The sequence below is a fragment of the uncultured Plantibacter sp. genome (assembly GCF_963518075.1).
Taxonomy (GTDB): Bacteria; Actinomycetota; Actinomycetes; order Actinomycetales; family Microbacteriaceae; genus Plantibacter; species Plantibacter flavus_A.
On sequence record NZ_CAUQHZ010000032.1, the window covers coordinates 1 to 4885 of the forward strand.

Annotated in this window: 5 protein-coding genes and 2 tRNA genes; 5 read left to right on the top strand and 2 right to left on the bottom strand. The window is 71.3% G+C overall.

Annotated features, from left to right (window positions below; all coding sequences use genetic code 11):
• Positions 1–149: 149 nt before the first annotated feature.
• On the bottom strand, positions 150–1934 hold the full coding sequence (locus RWN05_RS18030; protein WP_071258710.1) for a glycoside hydrolase family 13 protein: 1785 nt from the start codon (positions 1932–1934) through the stop codon (positions 150–152).
• Between the two features lie 138 nt (positions 1935–2072).
• On the opposite strand from RWN05_RS18030, the gene RWN05_RS18035 reads away from it, so the two are divergent.
• The 4 genes from RWN05_RS18035 (at position 2073) to RWN05_RS18050 (ending at position 3730) form a co-directional block, all read left to right on the top strand.
• Positions 2073–2450 (top strand): PGPGW domain-containing protein, encoded by a 378-nt coding sequence (locus RWN05_RS18035; protein WP_314140603.1) that lies wholly within the window; start codon positions 2073–2075, stop codon positions 2448–2450.
• 259 nt (positions 2451–2709) lie between these two features.
• Positions 2710–3462, top strand: a complete 753-nt coding sequence (locus RWN05_RS18040) for a lytic murein transglycosylase (protein WP_314140604.1) — start codon at positions 2710–2712, stop codon at positions 3460–3462.
• Positions 3463–3542: 80 nt separating this feature from the next.
• Positions 3543–3614: transfer RNA gene (locus RWN05_RS18045), tRNA-Thr, on the top strand.
• Between the two features lie 42 nt (positions 3615–3656).
• Positions 3657–3730 (top strand) — tRNA-Met (locus RWN05_RS18050).
• 225 nt (positions 3731–3955) lie between these two features.
• Here RWN05_RS18050 and RWN05_RS18055 read toward each other — a convergent pair.
• On the bottom strand, positions 3956–4354 hold the full coding sequence (locus RWN05_RS18055; protein WP_314140606.1) for a MerR family transcriptional regulator: 399 nt from the start codon (positions 4352–4354) through the stop codon (positions 3956–3958).
• Positions 4355–4446: 92 nt separating this feature from the next.
• Between RWN05_RS18055 and RWN05_RS18060 the strand changes: the two genes are divergently transcribed.
• Positions 4447–4885 (top strand): SDR family NAD(P)-dependent oxidoreductase (locus RWN05_RS18060; RefSeq protein WP_314140607.1); only part of this gene is annotated, 439 nt, incomplete at its 3' end.

The following is a 4885-nucleotide window of genomic DNA, read 5'->3' on the forward strand; positions in this document are numbered from 1 at the left end:
TGAGCGCGCCCCTCCGGAGGGGCGCGCTCACGCGCACGCCCCGCGGCGGGGCCGATTCCGGCGCGCTCACGTCAGCGCACCGCGCCGACGCCGAAACGCCCGCGGTCACGTCGGCGCACCGCGCTGGCACACCGGCCCGAGCGAGGGTCTCAGGCGACGGGCAGAGTCGAGGGCGTCGTGAACCAGACCGTGGTGTCGCCGTGGATGGTCCTGCCGTCGAAAGGCCCGCTCGCGACGAGCACGGCCGAGTCCGCGAGCGACGAGGGGACGGCGATGTCGTCGGCGCCCGTGTTGGCGACGACCGTCACCGCGCCGTTGGTCAGCGCGAGGATGGTGTCGGGTGCCCCTTCGATCCAGGCGATCGAGCCGAGTCCCAGCGTGTGCTCCCGGCGCAGGCGGAGCAGCGTGCGGTACAGCTCCAGCGTCGAACCGGGGATGCCGGCCTGTGCGTCGCGCGAGTAGTCGTTCCAGTCGTCGGGCTGCGGCAGCCAGGACGCACCGGTGGTGTTGAAGCCGTATGCGGGGTGCCCGGCCTCCCACGGGATCGGCACGCGGCAACCGTCGCGGCCGTACCGCTCGTGGTTCGTGCGGAACCACGTCGGGTCCTGACGGGCGTCATCCGGCAGATCGATGACCTCGGGGAGCCCGAGCTCTTCGCCCTGGTAGAGGTACGCTCCGCCGGGCAGGCTCAGCATGAGGGCGGTCGCCGCCCTGGCCCGCTGGAGCCCGAGTGCCCGATCCGGCTGGCCGGGGGTGTTCGGACCGACGCCGTAGCCCTGGGGGTTCTCCTCCGTGAGCGCGAGACGTGACGCGTGCCGGACGACGTCGTGGTTGGACAGCACCCAGGTGCTCGGAGCGCCGACCTGCGCGAACGCCCGCAGTGACTCACCGATGACCGCCTTGAGGTCTGCGGCGTTCCACGGGGTCTCGAGGTACGGGAAGTTGAACGCCTGCTGCATCTCGTCGGGGCGCACCCAGAGGGCCATCTTGTCGAGCGGGTCGACCCAGGCCTCGGCGCAGAGCACGCGGTCGCCGTCGTACGTCGCGAGGAGCTCGTGCCAGTCGCGGTAGATCTCGTGCACGCCGTCCTGGCCCCAGTACGGCGCGGTCTCCGGCCACGAGGCGGGCCCCGTGCTGATGCCGGGTTCGAGTGCGACGCCCGCCGAGGCGCCACCCATGCTGCCGCCCTCGGCCGGTGGGGTGTAGTCGGGCAGTCCGTCGGCCTTGATCATGCCGTGCGCCACGTCGACGCGGAACCCGTCGACGCCGCGGTCGAGCCAGAACCGGAGGATGTCGCGGAACTGCTCGCGGACCCACGGGTTCGTCCAGTCGAAGTCAGGCTGCGAGGAGTCGAAGATGTGGAGGTACCACTGGCCAGGCGTGCCGTCGGCCTCGGTGACGCGCGTCCAGGCCGGGCCGCCGAAGACGGACTCCCAGTTGTTGGGGGCGATCTCGCCGTGCTCGCCCTTGCCGTCGCGGAACATGTACCGGGCGCGCTCCGCCGAGCCGGGCCCGGCCGCGAGGGCCTCCTGGAACCAGCGGTGGGCGCTCGAGGAGTGGTTGGGGACGAGGTCGACGATGACGCGGATGCCGGCGGCGTGCGCAGCGGCGGTCATCGCGTCGAAGTCGGCGAGCGTCCCGAAGATGGGGTCGACGTCGCAGTAGTCGGCGACGTCGTAGCCGGCGTCCTTCTGCGGGCTCGTCATGAAGGGGGACAGCCAGATGGCGTCGACGCCGAGCTCCTGCAGCGCGCCGAGGCGGGAGGTGATCCCGGGCAGGTCGCCGAGGCCGTCGCCGTTCGCGTCCGCGAAGGATCGCGGGTAGATCTGGTAGATGACGGCGGAGCGCCACCACTCCGAGCCGGGGGTGGAGCCTCCTGCGGGGGAGGCATGCTGAGCTGCGGTCGCCGACGTGGTCGGGAGGGCGGAGTCCATGTCGCTACCCTAGGCCATTTGTGGAGCCTGTCGCCGCTCGTGGACTGGCCGGCGCGCTGTCGCCAGGGCCGGCGCGCGTGCGTCGATTCGGACCGGATTCCCGGCCACCGACCCGCCCGCCCTGCTTAGAGTGGGGACATGACGACGGAATCGGACGGCTCGGCCCGCAGCACGGCGAAGCGCGTCGCCGCGCAGGCGGGAGGCATCGCCGGATCAGCGGCCCGGACGACGCGTGGCATCATCCGTCGGAATCCGACCGCGAACCGGGTGTACCGGGCGGGTGTCGGAGTCGTCGGTGGTGGCACCGTGGCGCTCGGCGTGGCCCTGATCCCGCTCCCCGGACCGGGTGCTCTCATCGCCGTCGGCGGGCTCGCCGTCCTCGCGTCGGAGTTCGAGGGAGCGAAGCAGGCCAGCACGAAGGCGAACGCCGCCGCCAAGAAGGGCGTCGCCGTCGCGAAGGACCTTCGGGCGAAGCGCCAGGCCAAGCAGGCTGCGAAGGCTGCCCGGGAGCACTGAACCTGCGGCGTGCCGCTGACCCGGCTCGCGTGGGCGAACCGCGCCGGCACCAGTGCCCGGCTACGGTGGACCGGTGGGAACATCGGCGAAGGGGAGTGGTGCCCGCCGGCCCGCACGACGGAAGACGGCCGTGCCAGGACGACGCACGGCCGGCGCAGCTCGCTCGACCCAAAAGCCGCGCCCCCGACCGGCCGGTGCACGCAGCGGCTCCCGGCGACCGACCGCAGCCGCACGCCGGAACCGTCGATCGGGCGTCCGCGTGGGATGGCTCGTCGCCGGCGGGGCGGGAGTGATCGTCGGCCTCGCCGTCGTGATCGCCGCCGTCGTCTGGGGGCCGGAACTCGTCAATCGAGCTGAAGCGCGGGACTCGATCCTCGGAACCGCGCCCCACGCGGCCGTCGAGGGCCCCGGCATCCCGGCAGCGGGCTCGGCCGGAACGGCTCCGGCGGCCGTCACCGACCGGGTGGACCGTGCTTGGTCGGAGGCCACGGCGCTCCGCCTCGGCATCCCCGAGCGGGCGATGGTCGCCTACGCCGGTGCGGCGCTCGCCGTCGCGGAGACGCAGCCGGGCTGCGGGATCGCCTGGAACACGCTGGCCGCGCTCGGCAGTGTCGAGTCCGGCCACGGCACGATCTTCGGCGGTGCGCTCGACGATGCCGGTCGGGCCGTTCCACCCATCGTCGGCCCGGCGCTCACCGGCACCGAGTTCGACGCCGTCACCGACACGGACCGCGGCGCCTTCGACGGCGACGCCAGATGGGATCGCGCGGTGGGCCCGATGCAGTTCATCCCGTCCACCTGGCAGCGGTGGGGAGCGGACGGGGACGGCGACGGCGTCGCGGACCCACAGCAGATCGACGACGCGGCGCTCGCCGCAGCGCACTACCTGTGCCACGGTGGCCGGGACCTCCGCATCGAAGCCGATTGGGTCGCGGCGATCGGCTCGTACAACGGGGCCGCGTCGTACCTGCAGAAGGTCGTCCACGCCGCGGACACCTTCGCCGCGAACTGATCCCGATCCGGTGTACGAAGCACCCCTCGGGGGATGCTAGTCTCTACTGGTGCCATTTCCGCGTGAGCGGTCTGGTTCGCGCTCCGATAGCTCAGTGGTAGAGCACTTCCTTGGTAAGGAAGAGGTCGCGGGTTCAAGTCCCGCTCGGGGCTCGTTCTCTCCGTCACTGCTCTCGCCGGCATACGGAGAGACGTGGCAGGGTAGCTCAGTTGGTGAGAGCGCACGACTCATAATCGTGAGGTCGAGAGTTCGAATCTCTCTCCTGCTACAGCAAGGCCCGGGAGACCGGGCCTTTTGCGTTTCTGCTCCAATGCCGTCCTCGTCTCCCGGGAACGTTCAAGCGCTCGTCCGGGGTTCCGAGACCGCGCTCCGGACTCGGGCCGGGACCATCGAGGTCGAGTCGGCCGAGGGTGCGGATGTCCATCGAGTCGGTGTCCCCACCCCCGCATCGGCAGCATCATCCCAGCGCCGACATTCCCGTGCCAGACGGACGTCAGGCGGCGTCCAGCTCGACTCGGCGGTCCTCGCGCAGCGCGGGGCAGTGCTCCGGCGTCGGGTGGAGGGTGATGTCGATGACCGTTTCCAAGCGGGCGCGCGCTGCTTCGAGGTCGGCCATCTGCGCGGTGATGCGGTCGCGTTCGGTCTGGAGCAGCGCGAGCGACTCAGCCGTCGCGACGCCCGCATCGACGCAGGGGAGCAGCTGGACGATCGTGCGGCTCGGCAGCCCGGCGGCGAAGAGCTGCTGCACGAGCTCGACGCGTTCCACCGCCGCTCGTTCATAGGTCCGCTGGCCACTCGTCGTGCGGGTGGCGGTGAGCAGCCCCTGCTCCTCGTAGTAGCGGAGCGAGCGGACGCTCACCCCGGTCCGAGCCGCGAGATCTCCGATGCGCATCGAGCTTCCGTTCCTGGCTTGCACCTGACATTGATGTGAGGTCTTAGCCTAACCAGGCTGCTGCGGGATCGCCCCGCACGCGGAAGGGAATCATGGACATCACAGGATCCGTCGCGCTCGTCACCGGCTCGAACCGGGGCATCGGACGCCGGTTCGTCGTGCAGTTGCTCGAGCGCGGCGCGTCGAAGGTGTACGCCACCGCGCGGCGCCCGGAACTCGTCGACATCCCGGGCGTGGAAGTGCTGCAGCTCGACATCACCGATCAGGCGTCCATCGCAGCGGCGGCCGAGATCGCAACCGATGTCACCCTGCTCGTCAACAACGCCGGGATCGCCACGCAGGGCTCGATGCTGACCGACGACCTGGCGGACGCTCGGCGGGAGATGGACACGCACTACTGGGGCAACCTCGCCATGGTGCGTGCGTTCGCGCCGGTGATCGAAGCGAACGGTGGAGGGACGATCGTCAACGTGCTCTCCGCCCTGAGCTGGTTCGCCCACCCGGCTCCGGCGGATACGCCGCGGCCAAGGC

Coding starts and splice junctions, on each gene's coding strand:
- RWN05_RS18030 (WP_071258710.1), bottom strand. CDS start 1,934: ATGGACTCCGCCCTCCCGACCACGTCGGCGACCGCAGCTCAGCATGCC.
- RWN05_RS18035 (WP_314140603.1), top strand. CDS start 2,073: ATGACGACGGAATCGGACGGCTCGGCCCGCAGCACGGCGAAGCGCGTC.
- RWN05_RS18055 (WP_314140606.1), bottom strand. CDS start 4,354: ATGCGCATCGGAGATCTCGCGGCTCGGACCGGGGTGAGCGTCCGCTCG.